Here is a 26,218-nt window from a genome sequence, read left to right as displayed (position 1 = left end):
CGTAACGGATGACGGGGTGGGTGAGCGGTCCAACGACCGTAAACACCGGGCGCCACCCGCCGCAAACATCGAAATGCGGACGGATTGTGAACGCCGTCCGCGTCCACAGTGCGCCGAATACCCCCGGATCAGCCCTCGGAATCGGCAGAACCGCTGGTGGAAGCGGTCTGACGGAACAGCCATTCGGATTTCAGCTCGGCATATCCGGGCTTGATGACGTCATTGATCATGGCCAGTCGTTCATCGAAAGGAATGAACGCTGATTTCATCGCATTGACGGAGAACCACTGCATGTCGTCGAGCGTGTATCCGAATGCCTCGACGAGGTGCTCGAATTCCCGGCTCATGCTGGTGTGGGACATCAGGCGGTTGTCCGTGTTGACCGTCGCCCGGAAGTGCAGCCGGCGCAGCAGCCCGATGGGGTGCTCGGTGTACGAGGACGCCGCCCCGGTCTGGAGATTGGAGCTCGGGCACAGCTCCAGCGGGATGCGCTTGTCCCGGACATAGGAGGCGAGCCGCCCCAGTTCGACCCGGCCGTCCTCGTGGACCTGGATGTCGTCGATGATCCGCACGCCGTGCCCGAGCCGGTCGGCGCCGCACCACTGCAGGGCCTGCCAGATGGAGGGCAGCCCGAAGGCCTCCCCGGCGTGGATGGTGAAGTGGTTGTTCTCGCGCTTCAGGTACTCGAAGGCGTCGAGGTGCCGGGTGGGCGGGTAGCCGGCCTCGGCACCGGCGATGTCGAAGCCGACGACTCCCAGATCGCGGTGGCGGTTGGCGAGTTCGGCGATCTCCAGGGCGCGTGCCGCGTGCCGCATGGCGGTGAGCAGCGCGCCGACCCGGATGCGCTGTCCGTTCTCGCGGGCGCGCCGTTCCCCTTCCCGGAAGCCCTCGTTGACGGCCTCGACGACCTCTTCGAGGCCGAGGCCGCCCTCCAGGTGCTGCTCGGGGGCGTAGCGCACCTCGGCGTAGACGACGCCGTCGGCGGCCAGGTCCTCGGCACACTCGGCGGCGACCCGGACCAGGGCGTCGCGGGTCTGCATGACGCCGACGGTGTGGGAGAACGTCTCCAGGTACCGCTCCAGGGAGCCGGAGTCGGCGGCCTCGCGGAACCACACGCCGAGCTTCTCGGGGTCGGTGTCGGGGAGTTGGGTGTAGCCGTTCTCGCGGGCGAGTTCGACGATGGTGCCGGGGCGCAGACCGCCGTCGAGGTGGTCGTGCAGCAGAACCTTGGGCGCCCGGCGGATCTGGTCCGATGTCGGGGTGTTCGCGGTGGTCTGGCTCGTCATTTCCGCACTCTAACTCCTACGCGCGTAGAGGGCGCGACCCCCGGCTGCTTTACTTTTTCGTCGATACGTAACGGTGACCCCGAGGACGGGCCGTGTACACCCGCGCTTCTGACACTGTTCTGTCATGGCACACCAAGCGACGCCGGTTCGCAGGGCCCGGCTGGGCAGGGCACTCGGTCCGCAGCCGACGGCGGTGAGCGGCGCGGTGCTGCTGCTCCCCGGCGGTGACGAGGTCTCCGCCCGCAGACCGTCGCCCATGCTGGCGACCGCCTCCATGCGCGCCGTCGGGCGACGGCTGGCCCGCGCCGGCCGGGACGAGGGTCTCGCCGCGCACGTGGTGCACTACCGCTACCGCGGATGGAACGGCAGCGAGGCCCGTCTCGCGCAGGACGCCACCTGGGCGGCCGACGAGATCGTACGGCGCTACGGGGACGTCCCGGTCTGCCTCGTGGGTCTCGGGATGGGCGGCCGGGCGGGGCTGCGGGCGGGAGGCCATGACGCCGTCAACTCCGTGCTGGCGCTCGCCCCCTGGCTGCCGGAGGAGGACGTCGCGGTGCCACCCGAACCGGTGAAGCAGTTGGTCGGGCGCCAGGTGCTGATCGTGCACGGCACGAACGACGGGCGGACGGATCCCGAGCTGTCGTTCCGGCTGGCGGCGCGGGCGAAGAAGGCGAACCGGGACGTGTGCCGGTTCGAAGTGCACGCGGACGGGCACGGGTTGCATCAGTACCGGGACGAAGTGCTGGCGCTGGCCGAGGACTTCGTGATGGGGGCGTTGTTCGGGCGGGTGGTGTCGCGGCCCGTGCGGGACGCGTTCGCGGCGCCGCCGCCCTTGGGGTTGCGGATGCCGTTGGCTGCGGGGTTCAGCCCTTCTCGGCGATAGCGCCATGGGGGCGCTCGTCCATCGGCCTGTGCGGGTGGCCGGTGGCTTGTCGCGCCCACGCGGCGGAGCCGCCGAACCGATACAGCCCCGCGCCCCTGACTAGGGCAGCAGACTGCCTCTTCTTGAGAGCAGGAACTTCTTGAAAGCCGCCACCGGGGGTGTGTCCGGGTGGCCCTCCAGCCAGGCGACCCCGATTTCGCGGGCCGCCCTCGGGGCCGTGACCGTCAGTTCCACCACTCCCGGGCGGGGGACGGCCGGCGGGGGCAGGAGGGCCACCCCCAGGCCCGCCGCCACCAAGCCCCTCAGTGTCTCCGCTTCCTCGCCCTCGAAGGCGATGCGGGGCTTGAAGCCGGCCTCCTTGCAGAGGTCGTCGGTGATGCGGCGCAGTCCGTAGCCGGGTTCCAGGGTGACGAAGGTTTCGTCCGCGGCCTCGGCGAGGCGGATGCGACGGCGGCCGGCCAGGGAGTGGTCGGCGGGGACGACCAGGCGCAGCTTCTGCTCGTCCAGGCGGCGGGCCACCAGGTCGGGGGCGTCCGGCACCGGGGACGTCAGGCACAGGTCGAGCTCGCCCGCGCGCAGGCGTTCCAGCATGGCCTCGCCGTAGTTCTGGACGAGGCTGAAACGGACGCGCGGGTGGTCGGCGCGGAAGGCGTGCAGGAGGCCCGGGACGGTCTCGGCGCCCATGGTGTGCAGGAAGCCGAAGGCGACCTTGCCGGTGGTGGGGTCGGCGTCGGCGCGCACTTCCTCGGCGGCGCGCTCGACCTCGGCCAGGGCGCGTTCGACGGAGGTGAGGAAGGTGCGGCCGGCCGGGGTGAGGGACACCGTGCGGCCGTGCCGGGCGAACAGGTCGACGCCCAGGTCCTGCTCCAGGCGGGCCATGGACCGGGACAGGGTCGACTGGGGGACGTTCATCTCCTGGGCGGCTCGGGTGACGTGCTCGGTGCGGGCGACGCCCGCGAAGTACGCGAGGCGCGGCGCCAGCACCTTCGACATCTCTGCCATGTCTTCTGTGTCACTGCTTGGTGACAGGCGGGGCCGTGAGCTCGGTTGATGCACCATGGGAACGATTATGACCGTTCCATGCATTGGACGGATGAGTGCGGTCGTCCGTAGGTTCGAGGCATGTCTCCCGCCAGTACCGGGGCGTCCACGATCGTGGGCGCCGATGCCTCTGTTCCCACCCCCGATTCACGTGTCTCCCCGGGCGGCCCCGGCTACCGCCGGATGAGCTTCGCCCTCTTCCTCGCGGGTGTCGCGACCTTCGCGCTGCTGTACTCCACCCAGGCGCTGCTCCCGCTGATCTCCGGCGAGTTCGGAGTGGCGGCGAGCGACGCGAGCTGGACGGTGGCCGCCGCGACGGGCGGGCTGGCGCTGTTCGTGCTGCCGATGAGCGCCCTGTCGGAACGCTTCGGACGCCGGGCGGTCATGACCGCGTCGCTCGCGGTGGCCGTCACGCTCGGGCTGCTGGTGCCGCTGGCCCCCTCCCTCGGTGTGCTGATCGCGCTGCGGGCGCTGCAGGGCGCCGCCCTGGCCGGGCTGCCCGCTTCGGCGACCGCGTATCTCGCGGAGGAGGTCAGCCCGAAGGCGCTGGTCACGGCGATCGGACTGTTCGTCGCGGGCAACAGCGTCGGCGGGATGAGCGGCCGGGTCATCACCGGCTGGGTCGCGCAGGAATGGGGCTGGCGGATCGCCGTCGGTGTCATCGGGGTGATCGCGGTGGCGTGTGCGGTGGCCTTCCGGCTGCTGCTCCCCGCCCCGAAGCACTTCAGGGCCGGTTCGCTGCGGCCGGGTGTCCTGGCCCGGACGGTCCGCGCCCACCTGTCCGACCCGCTGCTGTGCCGGCTGTACGCGATCGGCGCGCTGTTCATGACCGTCTTCGGCGGTGTGTACACGGTCATCGGCTACCGGCTGACCGAGGCTCCGTTCTCGCTGCCTCAGGGCATCATCGGCTCGATCTTCCTGGTGTACCTGGTCGGCACGGTGTCGGCGTCGACGGCGGGCCGGCTGGTCGGGCGGCTGGGCCGCCGGGGCGCGCTGTACGCGGCGGGCGGTACGACGACGGCGGGCCTGCTGCTGTCCCTGGCGGGCTCGCTCCCGCTGGTCCTGGCGGGCCTGGTCCTGATCACGGCGGGCTTCTTCGCGGGCCACGCGGTCGCCTCCTCCGCGGTCAGCAAGACGGCCGCGCACGGCCGCGCCCAGGCTTCGGCGCTGTACCAGTCCGCGTACTACATCGGTTCCAGCGCGGGCAGCACGGTCGGCGCGCTCGCCTTCCACGCGAGCGGCTGGGCCGGGACGGTCGGGGTCGGACTCCTGGCGGTGCTGGGCGTCGTCACGATCACGGTCTTCGGCACCCGGGCGGCCCGGCTGCAGCGCCGGGAACTTGCCACGGCCGCCTGAGACCTGGCGGCATCCCCCCTGGTCGGGGCCGGTTGTCAGTGGGTGCGGATAACGTCCGCGCCGGCTGATCACCGGTTTCGAGCAGGGGGATTTTCATGGAGTTCCGCATCGACCGTACGGAGTTCGCCGATGCCGTGGGCCGGGCGGCACGCGCGCTGCCCGGGCGGACACCGGTGCCGGTGCTGGGCGGGCTGCTGCTGGAGGCGGACGCGGGGCGGCTGGCCGTGACGGGGTTCGACTTCGAGGCGGCCGTCCGGGTGGAGGCCGACGCGGAGGTCGCCGTGCCCGGGCGGGTGCTCGTCCTGGGGCGGCGGCTGCTGGACGTCTGCCGGGTGCTGCCGGACGGGCCGGTGGGCTGTGTGCTGGAGGGCTCGCGGTTCACGGTGGAGGCGGACGGTACGCGCTTCGGGCTGTCGACGCTGCCGCTCGCGGAGTACCCGTCCCCGCCCGGGCCGCCCGCGCCCTACGGCACCGTCGACGCCGCCGCCTTCGCGACCGCCGTCGCCCAGGTCGCGGTCGCCGCCGGACGCGACGACACGCTGCCCCTGCTGACGGGCGTACAACTGCGCCTCGACGGCGGGGAGATGACCCTGTCGGCCTCGGACCGCTACCGGTACGCGGTACGGCGGCTGGAATGGAAGCCGGAGGCCGCCGCCGGGGACGGGGCCGTGGAGATGCTGCTGCCCGCACGGCGGCTGCTGGACATGGCGCGGTCGCTGGGGCGCGGCGGGGACGTGCGGATCGGGTGGGAGCCGGGCGGGGGCGGCGGGCTGGTCGGCTTCGAGGGCGGGCGGACGCGGACCGCGCTGCGGCTGCTGGACGGGCGGCTGCCGGCGTACAGGTCGCTGTTCGACATGGCGGGGGCCGCGGTCGCCGAGGTGGCGCGCGAGGACCTCGCGGAGGCGGTACGGCGGGTCGCGGTGGTGGCGGAGGCGAACAGCCCCGTGCGGCTGGACTTCTCGGCCGGCGGATCCGTACGGCTGCGCGCCGGCTACGGCGACGACGTGGCGGCCCAGCGGCTGCCCGCCACGCTGAGCGGCGCCGACGAGGTGCCGGTCGCGTTCAACCCGGCCTACCTGCTGGACGCCCTGACGTCCTTCGAGAGCCCGCGGGTGCGGCTGGAACTGCTCGGGGCGGGGCAGCGGGCGCTGCTGCACGCGGTGCCGGGCGACGGGGAGGAGGGTGCGGGCGCGGCGGCCGGGGAGCACCGGCATCTGCTCATGTCGGTCAAGGAGCTGGTGTGAAGGCCCGTGCGCCTGTCGCTGCCGGTCTGGAGCACCGGCTTTCACCTGCGCCTTTGTGCGCTCGGGGGGCCGTTGTCAGTGGGCTGCGGTAGCTTCCGAAGTGCTGGGGCGCAAAGGCGCGTGAACAGAACGTCCACAGGGGTGGGTGGAGATGGCGAACGGCACGGCGACACCGACGGACCTGGACACCAGGCTGGAGGCACACCGGACGGAGCTGACGGGGTACTGCTACCGGATGCTCGGCTCCTCCTTCGAGGCGGAGGACGCGGTGCAGGACACGATGGTCCGCGCCTGGCGCAGCTACGACAAGTTCGAGGGCCGCTCCAGCCTGCGCTCCTGGCTCTACCGCATCGCGACCAACGTGTGCCTGGACATGCTGACCGCGGGCAACAAGCACGCCCGGCCCATGGACCTGACCGAGTCCACCCCGCTCGCCCAGGCCGCTCTCTCCCCCCGACCGGACAACACCTGGCTGGAGCCCATGCCGGACGCCCGTGTGCTGCCCACCACCGGTGACCCGGCGGAGGCGGCGATCGCCAAGGAGTCCGTGCGGCTCGCGTTCATGGCCGCCCTGCAGCAGCTCCCGGCCAAGCAGCGGGCCGTGCTGATCCTGCGCGAGGTCCTGGCCTGGAAGGCCAGTGAGGTCGCCGAGCTGCTGGACACCTCGGTGGCGTCGGTGAACAGCGCCCTCCAGCGGGCCCGTGCCACCCTCGCCGAGCGGCAGGAACCGGGCGCCGAGGCGGCCGTCTCCGACCCGCTGGACGAGGACCAGCAGAAGCTGCTGGACCGCTATGTGGCGGCCTTCGAGGGCTACGACATGACGGCGCTGACGGCGCTGCTGCACGAGGACGCGGTCATGACGATGCCGCCGTTCGACCTGTGGCTGACCGGCACGCGCGACATCACCGGCTTCATGACCACCCTCGGCGCGCCCTGCGCGGGGTCCCGGCTGGTGCCCGTCCAGGTCAACGGCCTGCCCGGGTTCGCCCAGTACAAGCCGGACCCCGAGAAGGGCGGCTTCACGCCGTGGGCGGTCCAGGTGCTGGAGATCTCAGACGGCCGGATCACCGGGTTCCACTGCTTCCTCGACACCCAGCGCTGGTTCCCGCTCTTCGACCTCCCCCTCCACCTCGAAGCGGAGACCGACCAGGTCGAGCAGGGCGCGTAGGGCCGGGTCGGGGTCGCGCAGCCGGATCCGCCCCCCGGCGCGGCGGGCGGCCAGCTGGAGCCTCGCCAGCAGGTCGACGGCGGCGAGGCCCGGCGGCCCCAGGCCCGCGACATCGCACACCACGACCCGGGCACCGCTGCCGTGCAGCAGTGCCCGGACCTCGTCGCTGAGCCCTCTCACCTCGTCCCGGGTGAGGGGGCCGGGCAGTACGAGCACGGGCGGTGTCATGGCGTCCACGATCGGTAGACCGGGCGGGCGCCGGTAACTCATCGCGGCTGTCCGTCCTGTCGGGCGCCCTCGCCCTCCACGGGGCGTCCCAGCTCGACGTGGTGGCGGCGTTGCTGAAGTGACTCAGCTCTCCGGGAATTCGCCGTGTCGAGTTCGAGAGAGAAGGGCTCCGGCAGGATGATGCGTTCTCCGAACGTGCGGGTCCACCAGTCCCGTGCCCCCGAACGAGAAAACCCCAGGTCAGGCGATCCGCTCCAGCACCACCGGCGACGCCGTGAAGGCCGTTCCCGCGGCTGCGATGTCGTAGGAGCCCTCGACCGCCTGGAGGGCGTACTCGAAGCGTTCCGGCGTGTCCGTGTGGAGGGTCAGCAGGGGCTGGCCCTCGGTGACCCGGTCGCCGGGCTTGGCGTGCATCTCGACGCCCGCGCCCGCCTGGACCGGGTCCTCCTTGCGGGCACGGCCCGCGCCGAGGCGCCAGGCCGCGACGCCGATGCCGTAGGCGTCGAGGCGGGTCAGGACGCCCGAGGCCGGGGCCTTGATCACGTGCTGCTCGCGAGCCACCGGAAGCGCAGCGTCCGGGTCGCCGCCCTGGGCCGCGATCATGCGGCGCCACACGTCCATGGCCGAGCCGTCGGCCAGGGCCTTCGCCGGGTCGGCGTCCTTCACCCCGGCCGCGTCCAGCATCTCGCGGGCCAGGGCGATCGTCAGCTCGACCACGTCCGCGGGGCCGCCGCCCGCCAGGACCTCCACCGACTCGCGGACCTCCAGGGCGTTGCCGGCGGTCAGGCCGAGGGGCGTGGCCATGTCCGTGAGGAGCGCGACCGTCTTCACGCCGTGGTCGGTGCCCAGGCCGACCATCGTGGAGGCCAGTTCGCGGGCGTCCTCGATGGTCTTCATGAAGGCGCCGGTGCCGACCTTCACGTCCAGGACCAGCGAGCCCGTGCCCTCGGCGATCTTCTTGGACATGATCGAGGAGGCGATCAGCGGGATGGCCTCGACCGTGCCGGTGACGTCCCGGAGGGCGTACAGCTTCTTGTCGGCGGGGGCCAGTCCGTCGCCCGCCGCGCAGATGACCGCGCCGGTGGTGTCGAGGACGTGCAGCATCTCCTCGTTGGAGAGCAGCGCACGCCAGCCGGGGATCGCTTCGAGCTTGTCGAGGGTGCCGCCGGTGTGGCCGAGGCCGCGGCCGGACAGCTGCGGCACGGCCGCGCCGCAGGCGGCGACCAGGGGGGCCAGCGGCAGGGTGATCTTGTCACCGACGCCGCCCGTGGAGTGCTTGTCGGCGGTGGGGCGGGACAGGGACGAGAAGTCCATGCGCTCGCCGGAGGCGATCATCGCGGCCGTCCAGCGGGCGATCTCGCGGCGGTTCATGCCGTTCAGCAGGATCGCCATGGCGAGGGCGGACATCTGCTCGTCGGCGACCTCCCCGCGGGTGTACGCGTCGATGACCCAGTCGATCTGCGCGTCGCTGAGTTCACCGCGGTCCCGCTTGGTGCGGATGACGGAGATGACGTCCATGGCCATGGCTTGGCTTCCTTCCGAGGGTTCCAGAAGCCGCACGGCCCCTCCGAGCCGGTCACGTGAGCAACTCGGAGGGGCCGCACGGTGGTTACTTGCTGAGGTGGTCCGGGCCGAAGGCCTGGGGCAGCATCTCCGAGAGCGGCAGGATCCCCGCCGGGGTCTCCAGCAGCATGTCCGGGCCGCCGAACTCGTGGAGCAGCTGGCGGCAGCGGCCGCACGGAACGAGTCTGTCGCCGTTGCGGTCGACGCAGGTGAAGTGCGTCAGACGGCCGCCGCCGGTGTTGTGCAGCTCCGACACCAGACCGCACTCGGCGCACAGGCCGAGTCCGTACGAGGCGTTCTCGACGTTGCAGCCGGAGATGATCCGCCCGTCGTCGACCCGGGCCGCCACGCCGACCGGGTAGCCGGAGTAGGGGGCGTACGCCCGGGACATGGCGTCCCGGGCCACCGCACGCAGCTTCTCCCAGTCGACCGCGGGACCGGCGTCGGTCACTTGCCCTGCCCCTTCCGGTACGGCATGCCGTTCGCCCTCGGCATCCGCAGCCGCTGGGCGGACAGGGCGAGGACGACCAGGGTGATGACGTACGGCGTGGCGGAGACGACCTGGTTCGGGACCTCGTCGGTGGTCGCGTACCAGGCGAACACCAGGGCGCCGGCGACCAGCGTGCACACGGCCGGGACGTACTTCTTGCGGACGACCAGCCAGATGGCGCCGATGATCAGCAGCAGCGCGCCGAGCAGCAGCAGGGCGTGGACGTTGGCGGAGCCGCCGCGCAGGTTGAGGCTGTCGGTGTAGCCGAACAGGCCCGCGCCGAGGGCGAGGCCGCCCGGCATCCAGTTGCCGAAGATCATCGCCGCGAGGCCGATGAAGCCGCGTCCGCTGACCTGGCCCTCCAGGTAGAAGGGGTTGGCCACGATGGACAGGAAGACACCGCCGAGGCCGGCCAGACCGCCGGAGATGACGACGGCGATGTACTTGTACTTGTAGACGTTGACGCCGAGGGACTCGGCGGCCACCGGGTTCTCGCCGCAGGAGCGCAGGCGCAGGCCGACCGCGGTCCGCCACAGGATCCACCAGGTGGCGGGGATCAGCGCGACGGCGATCAGCGTCAGCCAGGACACGTTGGTGACCAGGCCGCCGAGCAGGCCGGCGATGTCCGAGATCAGGAACCAGCCGTGGGCGTTGAGGTCCCGCAGGGCGTCGGACAGTCCGGGCACCGTGAAGTTCCCGAGGGATTCCACCGCCGGGGACTGCTTGGCGGAGCCACCGGTGTGGCCCTCGAAGGCGAGGGGCGCGAGGTAGCGGGTGGCGCCGAGGGCGAGGATGTTGATGGCCACACCGGAGACGATGTGGTTGACGTTGAAGGTGACGGTCACGAAGGCGTGCAGCAGACCGCCGATCGCGCCGCCCAGGATGCCGACCAGGACACCGGTCCACGGGCCCCACTGGAAGCCGGCCCAGGCACCGAACCAGGTGCCGAGGATCATCATGCCCTCGAGGCCGATGTTGACCACGCCCGCGCGCTCGGCCCACAGACCGCCGAGACCGGCGAGGCCGATCGGCACGGCGAGCTGGAGCGCGGTGGACATCTGGCTGACGTTGGTGATGCCGTCGGCGCCCGTGATGATGCGGACGATCGAGGTGAGCGCCAGGCCTCCGGCGATGATGAGCAGCAGGACGGGCCACGACAGGCGGCGGCCGGTCGGCGCCGCGGGCTGCAGCGAGGGCTGGTTGACGTCGGTCGCGGTGGTCATCGGCCAGCCACCTCCTTCGTGTTCTGGGCGCCGAGGACGTGACCGGCGGCGAGTTCGGCACCGACGCGGCGCTGCTGGCGGCGCAGACCCCATTCGCGGACGGCCTCGTAGGAGACCACGACCGAGAGGACGATCAGGCCCTGCATGATGACCGCGATCTCCTTGTCGTAGCCGTGGAAGTCCAGCTCGGGCGAGGCCTTGTCGAGCCAGGCCCACAGCAGGGCGGCGAAGGCGATGCCGACGGGGCTGTTGCGGCCCAGCAGGGCGATGCCGATGCCGAGGAAGCCGATGCCGGTGGGGAAGTTCAGGCTGTAGGTGTGGGTGTCGCCGAGCAGGATCGGCAGACCGGCGAGGCCCGCGATGCCGCCGGAGATCAGCATGGCGCTGAGCACCATGCGCTTGGGGTCGACTCCGCTGGCCGCGGCGGCGGTCTGCGAGGCGCCGGAGGCGCGCAGGTCGAAGCCGAAGCGGGTGCGGTTGAGGACGACCCAGTAGCCGATGCCGAGCAGCACGGCGAGGAGCACCAGGCCGTAGATCTCGCCGGCCGCGCCCATGGGGATGCCGGGGATCCAGCCGGACTCGTACATCTCGCCGGTGGTGTTGTTGTTGCCGACCTTCACACCGAAGACGTCGGGCAGCCACAGGTAGGCGATCACGGACGTGGCGATCGCGTTGAGCATGATCGTGGCGACGACCTCGCTGACGCCACGGGTGACCTTGAGGACACCGGCGATGCCGGACCAGAAGGCGCCGGTGAGGACGGCCGTCAGGAGCAGCAGCGGGACCTGGAGCGCGGCGGGCGTGTTCACATGCGCGCCGACGATGGCGGCCATCATGGCGCCGAGCTGGTACTGGCCGTCGACGCCGATGTTGAACAGGTTCATCCGGAAGCCGATGGCCACCGCGAGGGCCGCGATGTAGTACATCGAGGCCTGGTTGATGATCAGGACCTGGATGTCGGAGAAGCCGAGCTGCTCGAACATCAGGGCGAACGGTTCGAAGGGGCTCTTGCCCGACGCGAGCAGCACGATCGCGCTCAGGACGAAGGCCACGGCCAGCGCGATGACCGGTCCGGCCACCGCGAGGAGCACGCGCTCCTTGTCGAACTTCTTCATCAGCGGGCCTCGTCTTCCGGAGACTCGGGGGCGTCGGCCTTCGAGATCTCGGGGGTGTCGTCGTGCTCGAGGTGCCCGGTGGCGGCACCGGTCATGGCCGAGCCGAGCTCCTCGGGGGTGATGGTGGCCGGGTCGGCGTCCGCGACCAGCTTGCCGTTGTAGATCACGCGCAACGTGTCGGACAGGCCGATCAGCTCGTCCAGGTCGGCGGAGATCAGCAGCACGGCCAGGCCCTCGCGGCGCGCTTCGCGGATGTGGTCCCAGATGGCGGCCTGGGCGCCGACGTCCACGCCCCGGGTGGGGTGTGCGGCGATGAGGAAGCGCGGCTTGTGGCTCATCTCGCGGCCGACGATCAGCTTCTGCTGGTTGCCGCCGGACAGGGAGGCGGCGGTGACGTCGATGCCGGGGGTGCGGACGTCGTACTCCGTGACGATCCGGCGGGTGTCCTCCTGGGCCGCCTTCGGGTCCAGCCAGACGCCCTTGGCGAGGGGCTTCTCGGTGACGTGGCCGAGGATGCGGTTCTCCCAGAGCGGCGCCTCCAGGAGGAGGCCGTGGCGGTGCCGGTCCTCGGGGATGTAGCCGATGCCCTGCTCGCGGCGGCGGCGGGTGGGCCAGGCCGTGATCTCCTCGTCGGCGAGCCGGATGGTGCCGGAGTCGGCGTGTTTGAGGCCGATCAGGGCGTCGACCAGTTCGGTCTGGCCGTTGCCCTCGACGCCGGCGATGCCGAGGACCTCGCCCGCGTGGATGGTGAAGCTGATGTCGTCGAGGAGGGCCTTGCCGCCGGGGGCCGCCAGGCGCAGCTTGTCGACGCTGATGACCGGGCGGTCGGTGACCGTGGACTCGGCCGTCTCGGGCGTGGGCAGTTCGCTGCCGACCATCATCTCGGCGAGCTGACGGGGCGTCGTCTCGGCGGGGACGGCCGTGCCGACGGTGGTGCCGCGGCGGATGACGGTGATCTCGTCGGCGACGGAGAGCACCTCGCCGAGCTTGTGGGAGATGAAGATGACCGACAGTCCCTCGGAGCGCAGTTCGCGCAGGTTGGCGAAGAGGGCGTCGACCTCCTGCGGCACGAGCACGGCGGTCGGCTCGTCGAGGATGAGGGTGGTGGCGCCGCGGTAGAGGACCTTGAGGATCTCCACGCGCTGGCGGGCGGCGACGCCGAGCTCCTCGACGAGGAGGTCGGGCTCGACGCCGAGGCCGTAGCGCTCGGAGAGCTCCTTGATCTTGCGGCGGGCCTTGGCGCCGATGCCGTAGAGGTTCTCGCTGCCGAGGACCACGTTCTCCAGGACCGTGAGGTTGTCGGCGAGCATGAAGTGCTGGTGGACCATGCCGATGCCGCGGACGATGGCGTCGGCCGGCGACGAGAAGCTGACCTGCTCGCCGCTCACGGCGATGGTGCCCTCGTCCGGCTTCTGCATGCCGTAGAGGATCTTCATCAGCGTCGACTTGCCGGCGCCGTTCTCACCGACGAGGGCGTGCACGGTGCCCTTGCGAACGGTGAGGTGGATGTCGTGGTTGGCCACGACACCGGGGAAACGCTTGGTGATCCCGGCGAGTTCGACGGCGGTCACCGATTCGTTGACCGCCGCTCCGGCCGGAGGGCTGCTGGACGCGTTGATGGCGCACTCTCCTGGGGACGGGGGCCGTCTACGCGCGTAGCGCCCCTACGGCATACAAAGGGGCCGACGCCCCGCGGCAACGGGGTACGGGGAGCAGCTTCCCGTACCCCGTCGAGCGGACGTAACCCCGGGGGTTACCGCCTGCTTCGAGGCAGTCGCTCGTCAGCTGCTCTTGACCTTGATCTCGCCGCTGATGATCTTCTCCTTGGCCGTCTTGATGGCTGCCTGAAGCTCGGCATTGTCCGCGAACTTCGGGTTGGAGTTCGACAGGCTCACTTCGCCGGTCTTCAGATCGCCACGAACGATACCGGTCTCGGGCTTGCCGTCCTCGACCGACTTCGCCAGGTTGTACACCGCCTTGGCGACGTCCTTCATCGCCGACGTCAGGATGGAGTCCTTGTACTTGGCGAGGGCTTCCTGCTCGTACTGGTCGGAGTCGACACCGATGGCCCACACCTTGTTGGCGGCGGCGGCCTCGATGACACCCTGACCGGACAGGCCGGCGGCCGCGTAGACGACGTCGGCCTTCTTCTCGATCTGGCCCTCGGCGGCCGTCTTGCCCTTGTCGGGGCTGGCGAAACCGCCCTCCTCGGCCGTCTGGGTGAGGTACTGGGAGAGCACCTTGACCTTCGGGTCGGTGTCCTTCACGCCCTGCGCGAAGCCCGCCTGGAACTTGTGGATCAGCGGGATGTCCACACCGCCGACGAAGCCGACGACCTTGGTCTTGCTGGTCTTGGCGGCGGCGACACCGGCGAGGTAGGAGGCCTGCTCCTCGTTGAAGACCAGGTCGGCCACGTTCTTGGTGTTGATCGTGGCGTCGTCGACGATGCCGAAGGTGGTGTCCGGGAACTTCTCGGCGGCACCCTTCACGGCCGAGGCGTACGCGTAGCCGACACCGATGACCGGGTTGTAGCCCTGCTTGGCCAGGGAGGCCAGGCGCTGCTCCTTGTCGGCGTCCGTCTCGCCCTCGGTGGGCTCCACGTCGGCCGTCTGGTACCCGAACTCCTTCTTCGCCTGTTCCAGGCCCGCGTACGCGGCGTCGTTGAAGGACTGGTCGCCCTTGCCGCCGACGTCGTAGGCGATGGCGAGGCCCTTGTCGCCCTTCGAGTCCGACGACCCGGCGGAGGTCGAGGTGCCGCCGCAGGCGGAGAGCGCGAGGGCCAGGGAGGCGGTCGCTGCGCCTGCGACCGTGATCCGGGAAATCCGGCGCATGTGTGGGTGCTCCTGTCGTACAACGAGGTCGCACAGCGCCGGGACGGTTCAGCTTCAGCGCTGGCTTCGCCGCAGATTAACGCGCGTAGACCTGCCTGAAAACCCCTTCTGTCCACCTTGTTATGCGCCCGTGGCCAAGCCATCACCGGGCCTTGGCCGGGGCGTTGCCGACCGCAAACGGGGGGTGGCGCTGGGTGATCCGCTTCCGTGATCTGTGCGTGAGAGGCAGGAAACATGAAACGGGCGGACACCCTGGGGTGTCCGCCCGCTCCGTTGCCCTGCGAGGGCGGTACTACTCGGTCTTCACCTTGATGGTGCCGTCGTTGATGCCCTGCTTGGCCTTGTCCACGGCCTCCTTGAGGCCCGCGACCTTGGCGTACTCGGGGTTCGACTCGGAGAGCCCGACGCCGTTGACCTTCAGGTCGAAGGTCTGCGTGCCGGTCAGCGGCTTGTCGTCCTGGACCGACTTGGACAGCGCGTAGACCGCTCCGCCGACGTCCTTGAGCGCGGACGTGAGGATGTAGTTCTTGTACGGGGCCAGAGCGGCCTGCTTGTACTGGTCGGAGTCGACGCCGATCGCCCAGACCTTCGCCTTGGCGGCGGCCTCGATCACGCCCTGACCGGACAGGCCGGCGGCCGCGTAGAGCACGTCGGCCTTCTTCTCGATCTGGCCCTCGGCGGCGGCCTTGCCCTTGTCGGGGCTGGAGAAACCGCCCTCCTCGGCCGTCTGGGTGAGGTACTGCGACAGCACCTGCACCCCGGGCTTGGTGTCCTCGACGCCCTGCTTGTAGCCGGCCTCGAACTTGTGGATCAGCGGGATGTCCACGCCGCCGACGAAGCCGACGACGTCGGTCTTGGTGGCCTTGGCGGCGGCCACACCGGCGAGGTACGAGGCCTGCTCCTCGGCGAAGACGAGGGAGGCGACGTTCTTGCCCTCGACCACGGAGTCCACGATTCCGAAGGTGGTGTCCGGGTACTTGGCGGCCACGGCCTTCATCGCAGGGCCGTAGGCGAACCCGACGCCGATGACCGGGTTGTAGCCCTGCTTGGCCAGGGAGGCCAAGCGCTGCTCCTTGTCGGCGTCCGTCTCGCCCTCGGTGGGCTCGATGTCGGCCGTCTTGTAGCCGAACTCGTCCTTGGCCTTCGTCAGGCCGGCATAGGCGGCGTCGTTGAAGGACTGGTCGCCCTTGCCGCCGACGTCGTACGCGATCGCGACGCCGCGCTCGCTGGTGTCGCTGTCGCCGCTGTCGCTGCTGGTGCCGCCGCAGGCCGTGGCGACGAGCCCGAGCGACGCGACCCCCACCGCGACGCGGGTCAGTTTGGAAATCCGACGCATCTGAAGTTCCCCATTCTCCAAAGCCCCGCAGTGGGTGCTCGGTTCGGCGCACATTAACGCGCGTAGACACTCCTGGGAACGGTTCGCCGCGGGGCCGTTATCCATTCGTGCCGATGGCCGGTTACGCCCTTGTGAACCACGGGATCGAACGGGGTCGAAAGGTGTACTCGGGGACACGGCGCGTGCCTACCTCGCCACGGGCACCAGGCTGCCGTGAGGCTGCGCCGCTCGCAACCGGGGGGCGTTGCGGGGGCTGCCGGGTGGGGCCGGGGGTGGGGTGCGGGGGGCCGTTGTTGTGTGCGGGGGCGTTGTGGCTGGTCGCGCAGTTCCCCGCGCCCCCAAGGGGTCGGGTTGCCCCGTGGCCCCGAGTGGTGCCGTCGGCCGGGTGGGGCTTTGGGGGCTTGAGGCCGTGGGTCGTGTGCGGGGGTGCTGCGGCTGGTCGCGCAGTTCCCCGCGCCCCCAAGGGGTCGGTTGCCCGCCCCCCGAGAAGGTCGGATTGTTGTCCGCAGCCCCGAGAAGGTCGGGGTGCCTAGCGGAGGCCGTTGACCAGGGCTGCGGCTGTGAAGAGTTCTACGCCTACCGTGATGGCCGACTCGTCGACGTCGAAGTCGCCCTGGTGGAGGTCGCGCACGTGGCGTTCGCCGGGGGTGCGGACGCCCAGGCGGGCCATGGCGCCGGGGACGTGCTCCAGGTACCAGGAGAAGTCCTCGCCGCCGAGGCTCTGCTCGGTGCCCTCGACGGACTCGACGCCGCGACGGGCGATCATGGCGTCGCGCAGCAGTTCGGTGACGCCGGGCTCGTTGACGACCGGCGGAACGCCGCGCACGTAGTTGATCTCCGACTTGGCGCGGTGGAGGTTGGCGACCTCGTCGATGGCAGCGACCACGACGTCGGGGGCCTGCCGCCAGGCCTCGATGTCGAGGCAGCGCACCGTGCCGGAGAGCTCGGCGTGCTGCGGGATCACGTTCGGTGCGTGGCCCGACTCGACGCGGCCCCAGGTGATGGCGAGGCCGCTGCGGCTGTCGAAGCGCCGGCCGACCAGCGCGGGCACGTCGGTGACGACGCGGGCCGCGGCGGTGACCAGGTCGGTCGTGAGGTGGGGGCGGGCGGTGTGGCCGCCCGGGCCGTCGAGGCCGATCTCCAGCCGGTCGCAGGCGGAGGTGATGGGGCCCTCGCGGAGCCCGATCTTTCCGGCGTCCACGCGAGGGTCGCAGTGCACGGCGATGATCGCGCCGACGCCTTCCAGCGCTCCGCACTTGATGACGTCGGCGGCGCCGCCGGGCAGCACCTCCTCGGCGGGCTGGAAGATCAGCCGGACGGGGCGGGGCAGCGCGCCCTGCCGGTGCAGCTCGGCGAGGACCAGGCCGGCACCCAGGACGACGGTGGTGTGCACGTCGTGGCCGCAGGCGTGCGCGCGGTCGGGCACGGTCGAGCGGTACGGGCACTCCGTCTTGGTGTCCGGAATGGGCAGGCCGTCGATGTCGGCCCGCAGGGCGAGCATGCTGGGGCCTCCGTCCCACTGCTCGCCCGCCACACCGATGTCACAGACGAGCCCGGTCCCCACGGCGAGGACGCGTGGCTTGAGGCCGGCCCGCTCGAGCCGCTCCTTGATCGCGGCGGTCGTGCGGAACTCCTGGTTGCCGAGCTCCGGGTGCATGTGCATGTCGCGTCGGAACGCGATGAGCTCGGCCCGCAGAGCGTCGGGCAGTGCACCGGGAAGTACGGCTCCGCCGGGAAGATCGACCTCGGACTCCAGTGACATCAGTTGCTTCACCCTTTGAAGGGTAGGGCGCCGGGGCGGTCTTCTGACCCTGGATCAACAAAACTTCAACCCGATAGGGGAAGAAAATATGACCGCCGGACGCATAGCTATCAAGTGAGATGGGTACACTCGCCTGCCTTTTGGGCCGGGACGGGCCCTCCATCCCCCGGAGTGTGACTTCGGCCACATCAGTGTCACGACTCCGGTATCCATCCATCCTCTCCACGGATACCACGCCCTGCGCGGCGAACACGGGCTCGTTCATCTGCCGGACGGGCACCCCGCTAGTCTGCGCCCCGTGCGCGCCCCCGATTTCTTACAGTCCACGCAGTCCTCGTACGACGCCATCGCCGAGGCCTACACCGCCGAGCACCCCGACAGTCTGGCCGGAAGACCACTGGAGCGGGCGCTGCTGACGACCTTCGTGGAGCTGGTCCGGGCGGCCGGGACGGCCGGGCGGCCACCGGTCGCGGACGTCGGCAGCGGCCCGGGGTACGTGACGGCTCGCCTGCACGAGGCCGGTCTGCCGGTGTTCGGGGTCGACACGTCGCCCCGCATGGTGGCCCTGGCCCGCCGGGCGCACCCGGAGCTGCGCTTCCACGTCGGCTCGATGACGGCGCTGGACCTGCCGGAGGAGACGCTGGGCGGCATCGTCGCGCTCTACTCGATCATCCATGTGCCGGACGATCACCTGCCGTCCGTCTTCGCCGGGTTCCGCCGCGTCCTGCAGCCGGGCGCGCCCGTGCTGCTCGGCTTCCAGTCCGGTGACGAGGACGGACACCAGCGCCTGACCGAGCGCTACGGCCAGGAGATCTCGCTCGACTACTACTGGCGCACTCCGGACACGGTCGCCGCGCACCTCGAAGAGGCGGGCCTGGAGATGTACGCCCGGGTGCTGCGTGCGCCCCAGGGTGAGGAGAAGATGCCGCGCGCGTTCCTCCTGGCCCGCAGACCGATGCCCGACAGGTCCGGTGCTGCTTTTCGGCCAAGCGGTCGCGGCTAGGCAGAACTGCCGAAGCCCCCGCGCCCGGCGCGCCGGTAGAAACGCGCAGCGAGCGCCGGCCGCAGGGTGTTTCCCTCCTCGGTGGTCAAGTTCCCGTGGTCGGCCGCGCAGGTAGTGCCCGCGCCGCGGATGCGGGCGGCGTCGGCGGCGTTTCCGGTGCGCAGGCAGGTGGCGCGGGCCTCGTTGAAACCGGCTGCGCGGGGCCGGCTCGGCGGCTCGGGCCAGGGCCCGTACGCCGTCCTAGGTCCGGCCCGGGAGGACGGCGCGTTCGGCCTGTCTGCGGAGGGTCCCGGCTCGGCTCGGAGCGTGGTGTTCCTCGTGTCCGGCCGCTGCCACCGAGCCAGCGCATGGCGCCCCCGGCCGACGGGGTCGCCCCGGGCGCTCAGACCGCCCGCACCGCTGACAGGCGGTGGACGTCCCGGGCCGTGCCCGTGACTCCGGACAGGAAGCCCTGGGCACGCGGGGAGGCGTTCTCGGTCAGCCAGGCCGGGTCGATGTCGCAGACCGCCACGCGGACCTCCGTGCCGGACAGGGCGAGGGGCAGGGTGTGGACGACCGTGGAGGGGAAGCTGAGGATCGTGCGGCCGATGGGGCCGCGGCGGGCGATCAGTTCCAGGGGCAGCTCGGGGCGGACGATCTCCAGGCCCGTCTCGACGGCGAGGCGGTGGAGTTTGTCGGTGCTCTCGCGGCGGTGGGCGAAGTAGCGCGTGGCGCCGTGGGTTTTCGCCAGGGTGCGGACGGCCTCCAGGTAGCGGCCGTCGTCCACCACGCCGGTCTCCACCAGGGACGTGCCCACCATGTCGGCGCCCTTGGTGATGCGGGGCGGGCCGAAGCGGGCCCGGGTCCAGGCGAAGGTGTTGGCGCCGACTGTGACGCCCGCCGGGGTCTCCTCCATCGGCATGGAGGAGAAGATCTGGATCCGGCGGCTGTCGGAGGGGGTCAGGCGGCGGCGGGCCGAGGCCGACACCGGCGCGAAGATCACGTCACGGGGGCCGGGGCGGCCGCCCTTGCGGTGCCAGCGCACCAGCCGCTCGCCCCGGGCCAGCTGCCCGACGAACTCCATGGTCGCCGTGCCGTCGTCGACGACGACCAGGTCACGGACGTGGGTGATCGTCAGCAGCAGCTGGACATAGCGGGAGAAGGGGTCCCCCAGTACGACCCGGCGTGCCCTGCGGAGCAGGCCGGTCAGGCCGCCGATGGTCCGGAAGGGCGCCAGGGGACCGCCGCGCGCTTCCTCCCAGCGGACCTGGTGCCCCTCGTCGCGGGCCAGGTCGGACATCCGCCGCAGCTGGCCGCGTGTCATCGGGTCGAGGGGCGACAGCACCACGAGGGTGAGCCCCACGCCGGGCGCGTGCGCGTGCGCCCACTCCAGCACGTTCAGCAGCTGTACCGGACTCTCGACGAAAGCGAGGGTGTGGGGGCCGGCGTTCCCGGCGCGGGGTCTCATCGACGTACGACCGTCCCGTGGTGAGGGGGGTTGTGGGGGTGTGGGATCAGACGCCTACCGGCTCGCCCGCGGCGTCGGCGATCTCCGCCTCGGCGACCACGCCGGTGACGCGGCGCAGCTTCTTCATCGGGCCCAGCTCGGACTCGTAGACCTTCTTGACGCCGTCGCCCAGGGAGGCCTCGATGGTGCGGATGTCGCGGACGAGGCGGGTCAGGCCCTGCGGCTCCACGGACGCGGCCTGGTCCGAGCCCCACATGGCGCGGTCGAGGGTGATGTGGCGCTCGACGAAGGTGGCGCCCAGGGCGACCGCGGCGAGGGTGGTCTGCAGGCCGGTCTCGTGGCCGGAGTAGCCGATCGGGACGTTCGGGAACTCCTGCTGGAGGGTGTTGATGACGCGCAGGTTGAGCTCCTCGGCCTTCGCCGGGTAGGTCGACGTGGCGTGGCACATCAGGATGTTGTCGGAGCCGAGGACCTCGACCGCGTGGCGGATCTGCTTCGGCGTCGACATGCCGGTGGAGAGGATCACGGCGCGGCCGGTGGAGCGCAGGGCCTGCAGCAGCTCGTCGTCCGTGAGGGAGGCGGAGGCGACCTTGTGGGCGGGGACGTCGAACTTCTCCAGGAAGGCGACGGCCTCGGTGTCCCACGGGGAGGCGAACCAGTCGATGTTCTTCGACTTGCAGTAGTCGTCGATGGCGCGGTACTCGTCCTCGCCGAACTCCACGCGGTGGCGGTAGTCGATGTAGGTCATCCGGCCCCAGGGAGTGTCGCGCTCGATGTCCCACTGGTCGCGCGGGGTGCAGATCTCGGGGGTGCGCTTCTGGAACTTGACGGCGTCGCAGCCGGCCTCGGCGGCGGCGTCGATCAGCTTGAAGGCGTTCTCGAGCTCGCCGTTGTGGTTGATGCCGATCTCACCGCAGACGTAGACCGGACGGCCCGGGCCGACCTCGCGCGAACCGAAACGGCGGATACGGGAGTTGGTGCTCATGGCAGAGATGTCCTTACTTGGTGAGGGAATCGAGAGAGGGGCCGAGGATCCAGCTGGCGATCTCTCGGATCGCGCCGTCGCCACCGGGGACGGTGGTGACCGCGCGTGCGGCGCCGCGCACGACGTCGTGGGCGCTCGCGACCGCCACGGGCCAGCCCACGAGGGCGAAGCACGGGAGGTCATTGACGTCGTTGCCGACGTAGAGCACGCGCTCCGGCGCGATGCCCTGCTCCTCGCACCACTGCTTCAGCGCGAGGTCCTTGCGGTCGATGCCGTGCAGCACCGGGAGCTTGAGCTTCCGGGCCCGGGCGGCGACCACAGGGTTCTGTTCCGTGGACAGGATCAGCATCTTCAGGCCGCTGTTGCGGAGGGCCGCGATGCCGAGTCCGTCCCCGCGGTGCACGGAGACGAACTCCCGTCCGTCGGAGTCGACGAGCACCCGGTCGTCGGTCTGGGTGCCGTCGAAGTCGAGGACGACCGCGTCGATGTCGTCGGCGGTCGGGAGCGCGCCGGGCCGGTCCGCGTCGAAGAGCGGGGCGAGGGCCCGGGCGCGGGCGAGGTCGTGCGGGTCGTCGATCTCCAGCACGCGCGCGGGGTCCGTGCGGACCAGCTCGGTGCGGCCGAAGAAGCGGTGCTGGTGCTTGCGGAAGCCGGTCGCCTCCATGGCGTAGGCGGCGCCGGTCTCCAGCAGGTCCTGCGGGCGGTCCTGGCGGCGGGGCCGGAAGGACTTGTCGTGGTTGACGCCGTAGCCGCCGCCGGCCTCGGCGTCGCTCTCCGCGACGGAGCCGGCCGCCGCCTCGTCCTCGGCGTCCCGCCAGATGAACCCGTGGAAGGGCGCGACGGTGACGGCGGTGTCGGCGCCGTTCCCGGCGATCGCGCCGGCGACCCCGTCGATGTCCTCGCGGACGATGAACGGGCTGGTGCACTGCACGAGCAGGACCACGTCCACCGGCGCCCCGTGCAGGGCCTCGTGGGCGTCCATGGCGTGCAGGACGGCGGCCTCGGAGGTGGCCGTGTCGCCGGCGATGGCGGTGGGACGCAGCACGACCTCGGCGCCGGCCTCACGGGCGGCGGCGGCGATGGCCTGGTCGTCGGTGGAGACGACGACGTCGGTCACCAGCCGGGCGGCCCGGCACTCGCGCACCGCCCGGGCCACCAGCGGGACGCCACCGACGGGGAGGAGGTTCTTGGCGGGGACGCCCTTGGAGCCGCCGCGTGCGGGGATCACCGCGAGCACGCGGCGCACGGAGGCACCTCGGCCCGCTTCCGGTTGGGACATGGGGTCTACTCCTTGGGCAGGGGTGTCGGGGCGGCTCACAGCTCGCCCATCCGCCGGATGACGGGCGCCACGCGCTGCACGCCGTGCCGGTAGGCGCCGCGCGCCGCCCGGCGCACGATCTGCCGGACCGGTCCGGGGTCCTTGTCGGCGGCGGGTGCGCCGGGCAGCGGGGCGCCGTCCGGGCCGAGGTGGTGGCGGGCGAGGATCCCGGGCAGATAGCCGGGCGCGGTGACGGGGGTGTAGTACGGGGCCAGCGGGGGCAGGCCGCCGGGCCGGTCGAGCAGCCCGGCGATGCGCCCCCGGGCCGCGTCGAAGGCGGAGTCGTAGGAGCCGTCCGCGGCGACGCCCTGGCGGGAGACCCACTCCTCATCGGGCACGGGCCGGTGCCCGGCGTCGAGCTGGTCCCAGGAGGCGAGGCAGCCGGAGCCCACGAAGTGGTGGTTGCCGAGGGACTCGCGGATGCCGAGGTCGGTCAGTACGACCGTGGGGATCCGGCGGTGCAGGGACTCCAGGGCGGCCGTGGAGCTGACCGTCACCAGCAGGTCGGTCCGGTCCAGGACCTCGCCCATGTTGCCGTACACCAGGCGGAAGTTGGCGGGCGGATCGAGGCGCTGCACCAGCTTCTGGTACGGCAACTCCTCGATGTGGGTGGTGTGTTCGCCAGGCTTGGAGCGCAGCTTCAGCAGCACCTCGCGCTCGGGGTGCCGGCGGGCGTGCTGCACCAGCCGGTTCAGCAGGTACGTACGGTCCTTGCGGCTCTCCGGGACGGAGGGCTGGGCGGCGAAGACGACCGTGCAGGGGTCGTGCTCACCTTCGTACGGCGCGCCGCCGAGGAAGGGTAGGGCCACCTCGGTCACCGCCGAGGCGTCCGCGCCGACCCCTTCGTACACGGCCCGGAAACGGTCCGCGTCCTGGCGGGAGTTGGCGAGGACGAGGTCCGCTCCGTGCCGCAGCAGCAGGCCGTCCGCGAGCTTCTCGTAGACGACGCCGACGTAGCCGGTGACGACGACGGGCCGCGCGGTGCGGTCCTGCCAGGCGTGCTTCAGGCCGTGCAGCATCGCCTGCACACCGCCTCCCACCAGGGAGAGGACCAGGAGGTCGTAGGACTCCTCGGCCATGGCGCGCAGGAACTCGACGGCGGTGACCTCCCGCAGTGAGTCGGCGCGCACGCCCACTTCCTCCAGCTGGCGCGGGGTGGGCGTCGCCCGGCCGCGCAGCAGGAATCCGTCGAGGCGGGGGCGGGCTTGCGCGCCCTCCCGGGGTGCGGTTTCCATGGACGGTCCCGGGGCGATGCGGTCCGCGGTCAGCGCACCCCATTTCCATCGGGTGTCGGAGTCCGCAAGGACCGCGATTCGCGGGCGCTTCGGTGTACTTGTTGGCACGTCGGTGACGCTAGGAAGCGAATGCTAGGTATGGCGGAACCGCGACTCAACGAAAAGTTAACAACAGCCCACCGAGAGCCGAACTGGCCTGCTGGAAGGCGGGAAGTACACGGGGTGCACCGTTCTGACACATGGAGTTCACCCGGTGTACCTTCATCGGAAAGTTCCGCTGCCGGGCGGGCTCCTAACGTTTTGCGGGTGCCTAAGCTTTCCGTGATCGTGCCGTTCTACAACGTGCAGCAATATGCCCCGGACACCCTCAGAAGCCTTCGGTTGAACGCCGACCGCGATTTCGAGTTCATCTTGGTCGACGACCATTCGAAGGACGAAACTCCGGCCATTCTCGAACGAGCGGCCGAGGACCTTTCGGATGTCGCCCAGGTGCGGTACATCCGCCACGAGCAGAACGGTGGGCTCGCCACCGCCCGCAACACCGGCCTGGACGCGGCGCAGGGCGAGTACCTGACGTTCCTGGACGGTGACGACTGGCTGGCCCCCGGCTACTTCGCCGAACTGGTGTCCGCGATGGACGACTTGGGGTGCGACTTCGTGCGCACCGACCATGTGCAGGCCACCGCCCGGGCCCGTTCCGTGAGCAGGGTGCCCATCGGCCGGCGGTGGGAGGTGTTCAGCCCGCGCGAGGCGATCCTGCCCGCCCACCGCTCGACCTCGGTGGACTACGCCTACGCCTGGGCCGGCGCCTACCACCGCCGCCTGGTGGACAAGGGCCTGCTCCACTTCACCGACGGGCTGCGCACGGCCGAGGACCGGCCGTGGATCTGGAAGCTGCACCGCGAGGCGGAGTCGTTCGCCGTGGTGAGTCTGCTGGGCGTGTTCTACCGGCGCGGGGTCGCCTCGTCCCTGACGCAGATCGGCGACGTCCGCCAGCTCGACTTCATCCGCGCCTTCGACCAGGTGATCGAGGAGACGGCCGCGGACCGCGACGCCGACCTGCTGCTGCCCAAGGCGGTACGCACCTACTGCGCGATCATCGCCCACCACCTCTCCAACGAAGACAGGTTCGAACCGGCCGTGGCCAGGCAGCTGCGGTCGATGAGCGCGGCGGCCATCAAGCGCATGCCGCAGGACGCGCTCGCCGACGCACTGGAGGCCATGGACATGGACCGCTCGTCCAAACTGCGGCGGCTGCGGCGCCGGGTCACCACGACGGGAGCGGCCGCCTGATGCCCGGGACCACTCAGATCTTCTGCGCCTCGACGCTGTACGGCGTCGCCACCCTGGCCGCCGCGATCGACTCGGACCTCTTCGAGGAGCCGGACCGCCGGGTGCTGCTGGTGTTCAACAACGCCACGACCCCGGAGACCACTCCGGCCCTCGACGAGATGCCGGGGTTCGCCCCGCTGCGCGAGCACTTCGACGAGGTGCTGTCCTGGAACGAGGCCATCCGCCCCTTCCACCCCGGGGCCTGGGCGCCGCGCTCCGACGACATCCCCCTCTTCGAGCGCTACCTGCGGCTGTTGTGGGGCCTCGGCGACGACCGGGTGAGCCTGGCGCTGGAGTCGATCCAGGTGACACCCGCCCTGACGCTGGCCCAGCTGTTCACCGACGCGCCCATCGACGTCTACGCCGACGGACTGATGAGCTACGGCCCCACACGCAACAAGCTCGACCCGCTGGTCGGCACGCGTGTGCGGCGGCTGCTGCACCTGGATCTGGTGCCGGGGCTCACGCCGGTGCTGCTCACCGAGTTCGGCGTGCCGGCGCACCTGGTGCCGACGTCCGCGTTCCTGAAGGTGCTCGGCGAGGTCACCGAGACGGTGCCCGAACTGCCGGACGTGCCGGGCGACTCGGCGCTGCTGCTCGGCCAGTACCTGTCCGCGCTGAACATCCTCTCCCCCGAGGAGGAAGAGGACCTGCACGTGCGGATGATGCGGGGCGCGGTCGCCCGCGGCCACCGCACGGTCGTCTTCAAGCCGCACCCGACCGCACCGGCCCGTTACAGCCGTGCCCTGGAGACCGAGGCCGAGAAGCTCGGCGTGGACCTCACGGTCCTGGACACGCCGGTGCTCGCCGAGGTGCTGTTCGACCGGGCCCGGCCCGCGCTGGTCGTCGGCTGCTTCTCGACCGCGCTGTTCACGGCCTCGGCGTTCTACGACCTGCCGGCCGCGCGCATCGGCACGGAGCTGCTGCTGGAGCGGCTGACGCCGTATCAGAACAGCAACCGGCTCCCGGCCACCCTGGCGGACGCGTTGCTGCCCGACCTGGACAGCGGCACGGACGGTGACCTCCTGCCGGCCGAGCGGCTGTCCGCCCTCGTCACGGCCCTCGCGTTCACCATGCAGCCGCAGATCTACCCGGACCTGCGCCCGCAGGCCGAGCAGTTCCTCGCCCGGCATCTCGGGCCGCGCACCCGGCGCTACTTCAAGAAGCGCCGTCTGACCGCGCTCGGACTGCCCGGCGGCATCCCGCAGCGGCTGGCGTTCCTGCCGCGCAATTCCACGGCGCGCCGGGTGGTCCGGCGGGCCAGGGCCCTGCGCAAGGCGGTACGCCGCTGACGCCGGTTCCCGCTCGCCGGACCGCGCCGGGCGACATCCAGATGAACCCATGGAGACCGGCGGGCGAAGCCTGTCGCCGT

General features: G+C 71.1%; 22 protein-coding genes. 7 read left to right on the top strand and 15 right to left on the bottom strand.

Translation table 11 applies throughout. The features are described 5' to 3' along the window. Window positions 1–128: 128 nt before the first annotated feature. Window positions 129–1,286, bottom strand: coding sequence for an adenosine deaminase (locus tag A4E84_RS25325; RefSeq protein ID WP_062928742.1), 1,158 nt, complete (start codon window positions 1,284–1,286; stop codon window positions 129–131). A gap of 124 nt (window positions 1,287–1,410) precedes the next feature. Between A4E84_RS25325 and A4E84_RS25320 the strand changes: the two genes are divergently transcribed. Beyond that, window positions 1,411–2,169, top strand: a complete 759-nt coding sequence (locus A4E84_RS25320; protein WP_062928741.1) for an alpha/beta hydrolase family protein — start codon at window positions 1,411–1,413, stop codon at window positions 2,167–2,169. 99 nt (window positions 2,170–2,268) lie between these two features. Here A4E84_RS25320 and A4E84_RS25315 read toward each other — a convergent pair whose 3' ends face one another. Then, entirely contained in the window at window positions 2,269–3,228 is a 960-nt protein-coding gene (locus A4E84_RS25315) for a LysR family transcriptional regulator (protein ID WP_062928740.1), read from the bottom strand. A gap of 63 nt (window positions 3,229–3,291) precedes the next feature. Between A4E84_RS25315 and A4E84_RS25310 the strand changes: the two genes are divergently transcribed. From A4E84_RS25310 to A4E84_RS25300, 3 genes are all read left to right on the top strand, one after another. Continuing rightward, window positions 3,292–4,566, top strand: coding sequence for an MFS transporter (locus tag A4E84_RS25310; RefSeq protein ID WP_062928739.1), 1,275 nt, complete (start codon window positions 3,292–3,294; stop codon window positions 4,564–4,566). A 95-nt stretch (window positions 4,567–4,661) separates the two neighbouring features. Further along, on the top strand, window positions 4,662–5,810 hold the full coding sequence (gene dnaN, locus A4E84_RS25305; RefSeq protein WP_062928738.1) for a DNA polymerase III subunit beta: 1,149 nt from the start codon (window positions 4,662–4,664) through the stop codon (window positions 5,808–5,810). A 151-nt stretch (window positions 5,811–5,961) separates the two neighbouring features. Then, window positions 5,962–6,978, top strand: a complete 1,017-nt coding sequence (locus tag A4E84_RS25300; RefSeq protein ID WP_062928737.1) for a sigma-70 family RNA polymerase sigma factor — start codon at window positions 5,962–5,964, stop codon at window positions 6,976–6,978. Here the strand turns inward: A4E84_RS25300 and A4E84_RS41200 are convergent. The 9 genes from A4E84_RS41200 to A4E84_RS25260 form a co-directional block, all read right to left on the bottom strand. Then, window positions 6,862–7,248, bottom strand: coding sequence for an STAS domain-containing protein (locus tag A4E84_RS41200; RefSeq protein WP_159029618.1), 387 nt, complete (start codon window positions 7,246–7,248; stop codon window positions 6,862–6,864). The genes A4E84_RS25300 and A4E84_RS41200 overlap by 117 nt on opposite strands. Before the next feature lie 198 nt (window positions 7,249–7,446). Then, window positions 7,447–8,730, bottom strand: coding sequence for a thymidine phosphorylase (locus tag A4E84_RS25295; RefSeq protein WP_062928736.1), 1,284 nt, complete (start codon window positions 8,728–8,730; stop codon window positions 7,447–7,449). Between the two features lie 85 nt (window positions 8,731–8,815). Next, on the bottom strand, window positions 8,816–9,220 hold the full coding sequence (locus tag A4E84_RS25290; protein ID WP_062928735.1) for a cytidine deaminase: 405 nt from the start codon (window positions 9,218–9,220) through the stop codon (window positions 8,816–8,818). Then, a complete protein-coding gene (locus tag A4E84_RS25285) occupies window positions 9,217–10,482 on the bottom strand; it encodes an ABC transporter permease (RefSeq protein WP_062928734.1) in 1,266 nt (421 codons plus the stop codon). The genes A4E84_RS25290 and A4E84_RS25285 overlap by 4 nt, the downstream gene beginning before the upstream one ends. Next, window positions 10,479–11,597 (bottom strand): ABC transporter permease, encoded by a 1,119-nt coding sequence (locus tag A4E84_RS25280; protein WP_062928733.1) that lies wholly within the window; start codon window positions 11,595–11,597, stop codon window positions 10,479–10,481. The genes A4E84_RS25285 and A4E84_RS25280 overlap by 4 nt, the downstream gene beginning before the upstream one ends. Beyond that, window positions 11,597–13,168: an ABC transporter ATP-binding protein gene (locus tag A4E84_RS25275; protein WP_062928732.1), complete on the bottom strand. Its 1,572-nt coding sequence runs from the start codon at window positions 13,166–13,168 to the stop codon at window positions 11,597–11,599. The genes A4E84_RS25280 and A4E84_RS25275 overlap by 1 nt, the downstream gene beginning before the upstream one ends. A 210-nt stretch (window positions 13,169–13,378) precedes the next feature. After that, window positions 13,379–14,428, bottom strand: coding sequence for a BMP family lipoprotein (locus A4E84_RS25270; protein WP_062928731.1), 1,050 nt, complete (start codon window positions 14,426–14,428; stop codon window positions 13,379–13,381). A 292-nt stretch (window positions 14,429–14,720) separates the two neighbouring features. Beyond that, complete coding sequence (locus tag A4E84_RS25265) at window positions 14,721–15,764, bottom strand: BMP family lipoprotein (protein WP_062928730.1); 1,044 nt, start codon at window positions 15,762–15,764, stop codon at window positions 14,721–14,723. 529 nt (window positions 15,765–16,293) lie between these two features. Next, window positions 16,294–17,526, bottom strand: coding sequence for a M20 family metallopeptidase (locus A4E84_RS25260; RefSeq protein WP_062928729.1), 1,233 nt, complete (start codon window positions 17,524–17,526; stop codon window positions 16,294–16,296). 289 nt (window positions 17,527–17,815) lie between these two features. Between A4E84_RS25260 and A4E84_RS25255 the strand changes: the two genes are divergently transcribed. Continuing rightward, window positions 17,816–18,529 carry a class I SAM-dependent DNA methyltransferase gene (locus tag A4E84_RS25255; protein ID WP_418082264.1) on the top strand — a complete coding sequence of 238 codons (714 nt, stop codon included), beginning with the start codon at window positions 17,816–17,818 and terminating at the stop codon, window positions 18,527–18,529. Window positions 18,530–18,911: 382 nt separating this feature from the next. On the opposite strand, the gene A4E84_RS25250 is transcribed toward A4E84_RS25255, so the two are convergent. Genes A4E84_RS25250 through A4E84_RS25235 form a run of 4 tightly spaced genes read right to left on the bottom strand, consistent with a single transcriptional unit; the run spans window position 18,912 to window position 23,622 of the window. After that, window positions 18,912–19,976: a ferritin family protein gene (locus tag A4E84_RS25250; RefSeq protein WP_062928727.1), complete on the bottom strand. Its 1,065-nt coding sequence runs from the start codon at window positions 19,974–19,976 to the stop codon at window positions 18,912–18,914. 46 nt (window positions 19,977–20,022) lie between these two features. Further along, the gene (locus A4E84_RS25245; protein WP_062928726.1) at window positions 20,023–20,961 is read right to left on the bottom strand and encodes an N-acetylneuraminate synthase family protein; all 939 of its coding nucleotides are present in this window, start codon (window positions 20,959–20,961) and stop codon (window positions 20,023–20,025) included. 13 nt (window positions 20,962–20,974) lie between these two features. After that, window positions 20,975–22,240 carry an N-acylneuraminate cytidylyltransferase gene (locus A4E84_RS25240; RefSeq protein WP_062928725.1) on the bottom strand — a complete coding sequence of 422 codons (1,266 nt, stop codon included), beginning with the start codon at window positions 22,238–22,240 and terminating at the stop codon, window positions 20,975–20,977. Window positions 22,241–22,275: 35 nt separating this feature from the next. Beyond that, entirely contained in the window at window positions 22,276–23,622 is a 1,347-nt protein-coding gene (locus A4E84_RS25235; protein ID WP_079129109.1) for a DUF6716 putative glycosyltransferase, read from the bottom strand. Window positions 23,623–23,820: 198 nt separating this feature from the next. Here A4E84_RS25235 and A4E84_RS25230 point away from each other — a divergent pair, with 198 nt between their 5' ends. Together A4E84_RS25230 and A4E84_RS25225 are read left to right on the top strand one after the other, a co-directional pair. Next, window positions 23,821–24,807, top strand: coding sequence for a glycosyltransferase family 2 protein (locus tag A4E84_RS25230; RefSeq protein WP_062928723.1), 987 nt, complete (start codon window positions 23,821–23,823; stop codon window positions 24,805–24,807). After that, window positions 24,807–26,138, top strand: coding sequence for an alpha-2,8-polysialyltransferase family protein (locus A4E84_RS25225; protein WP_062928722.1), 1,332 nt, complete (start codon window positions 24,807–24,809; stop codon window positions 26,136–26,138). Before A4E84_RS25230 ends, A4E84_RS25225 begins: the two co-directional genes overlap by 1 nt. Window positions 26,139–26,218 lie beyond the last annotated feature (80 nt).

Origin of the sequence: Streptomyces qaidamensis (genome assembly GCF_001611795.1) — a bacterium.
In the GTDB taxonomy this organism is placed as follows: Bacteria; Actinomycetota; Actinomycetes; order Streptomycetales; family Streptomycetaceae; genus Streptomyces; species Streptomyces qaidamensis.
The sequence above is the reverse complement of the archived record's forward strand: the minus strand, read 5'-3'. Positions and strand labels throughout refer to the sequence as shown.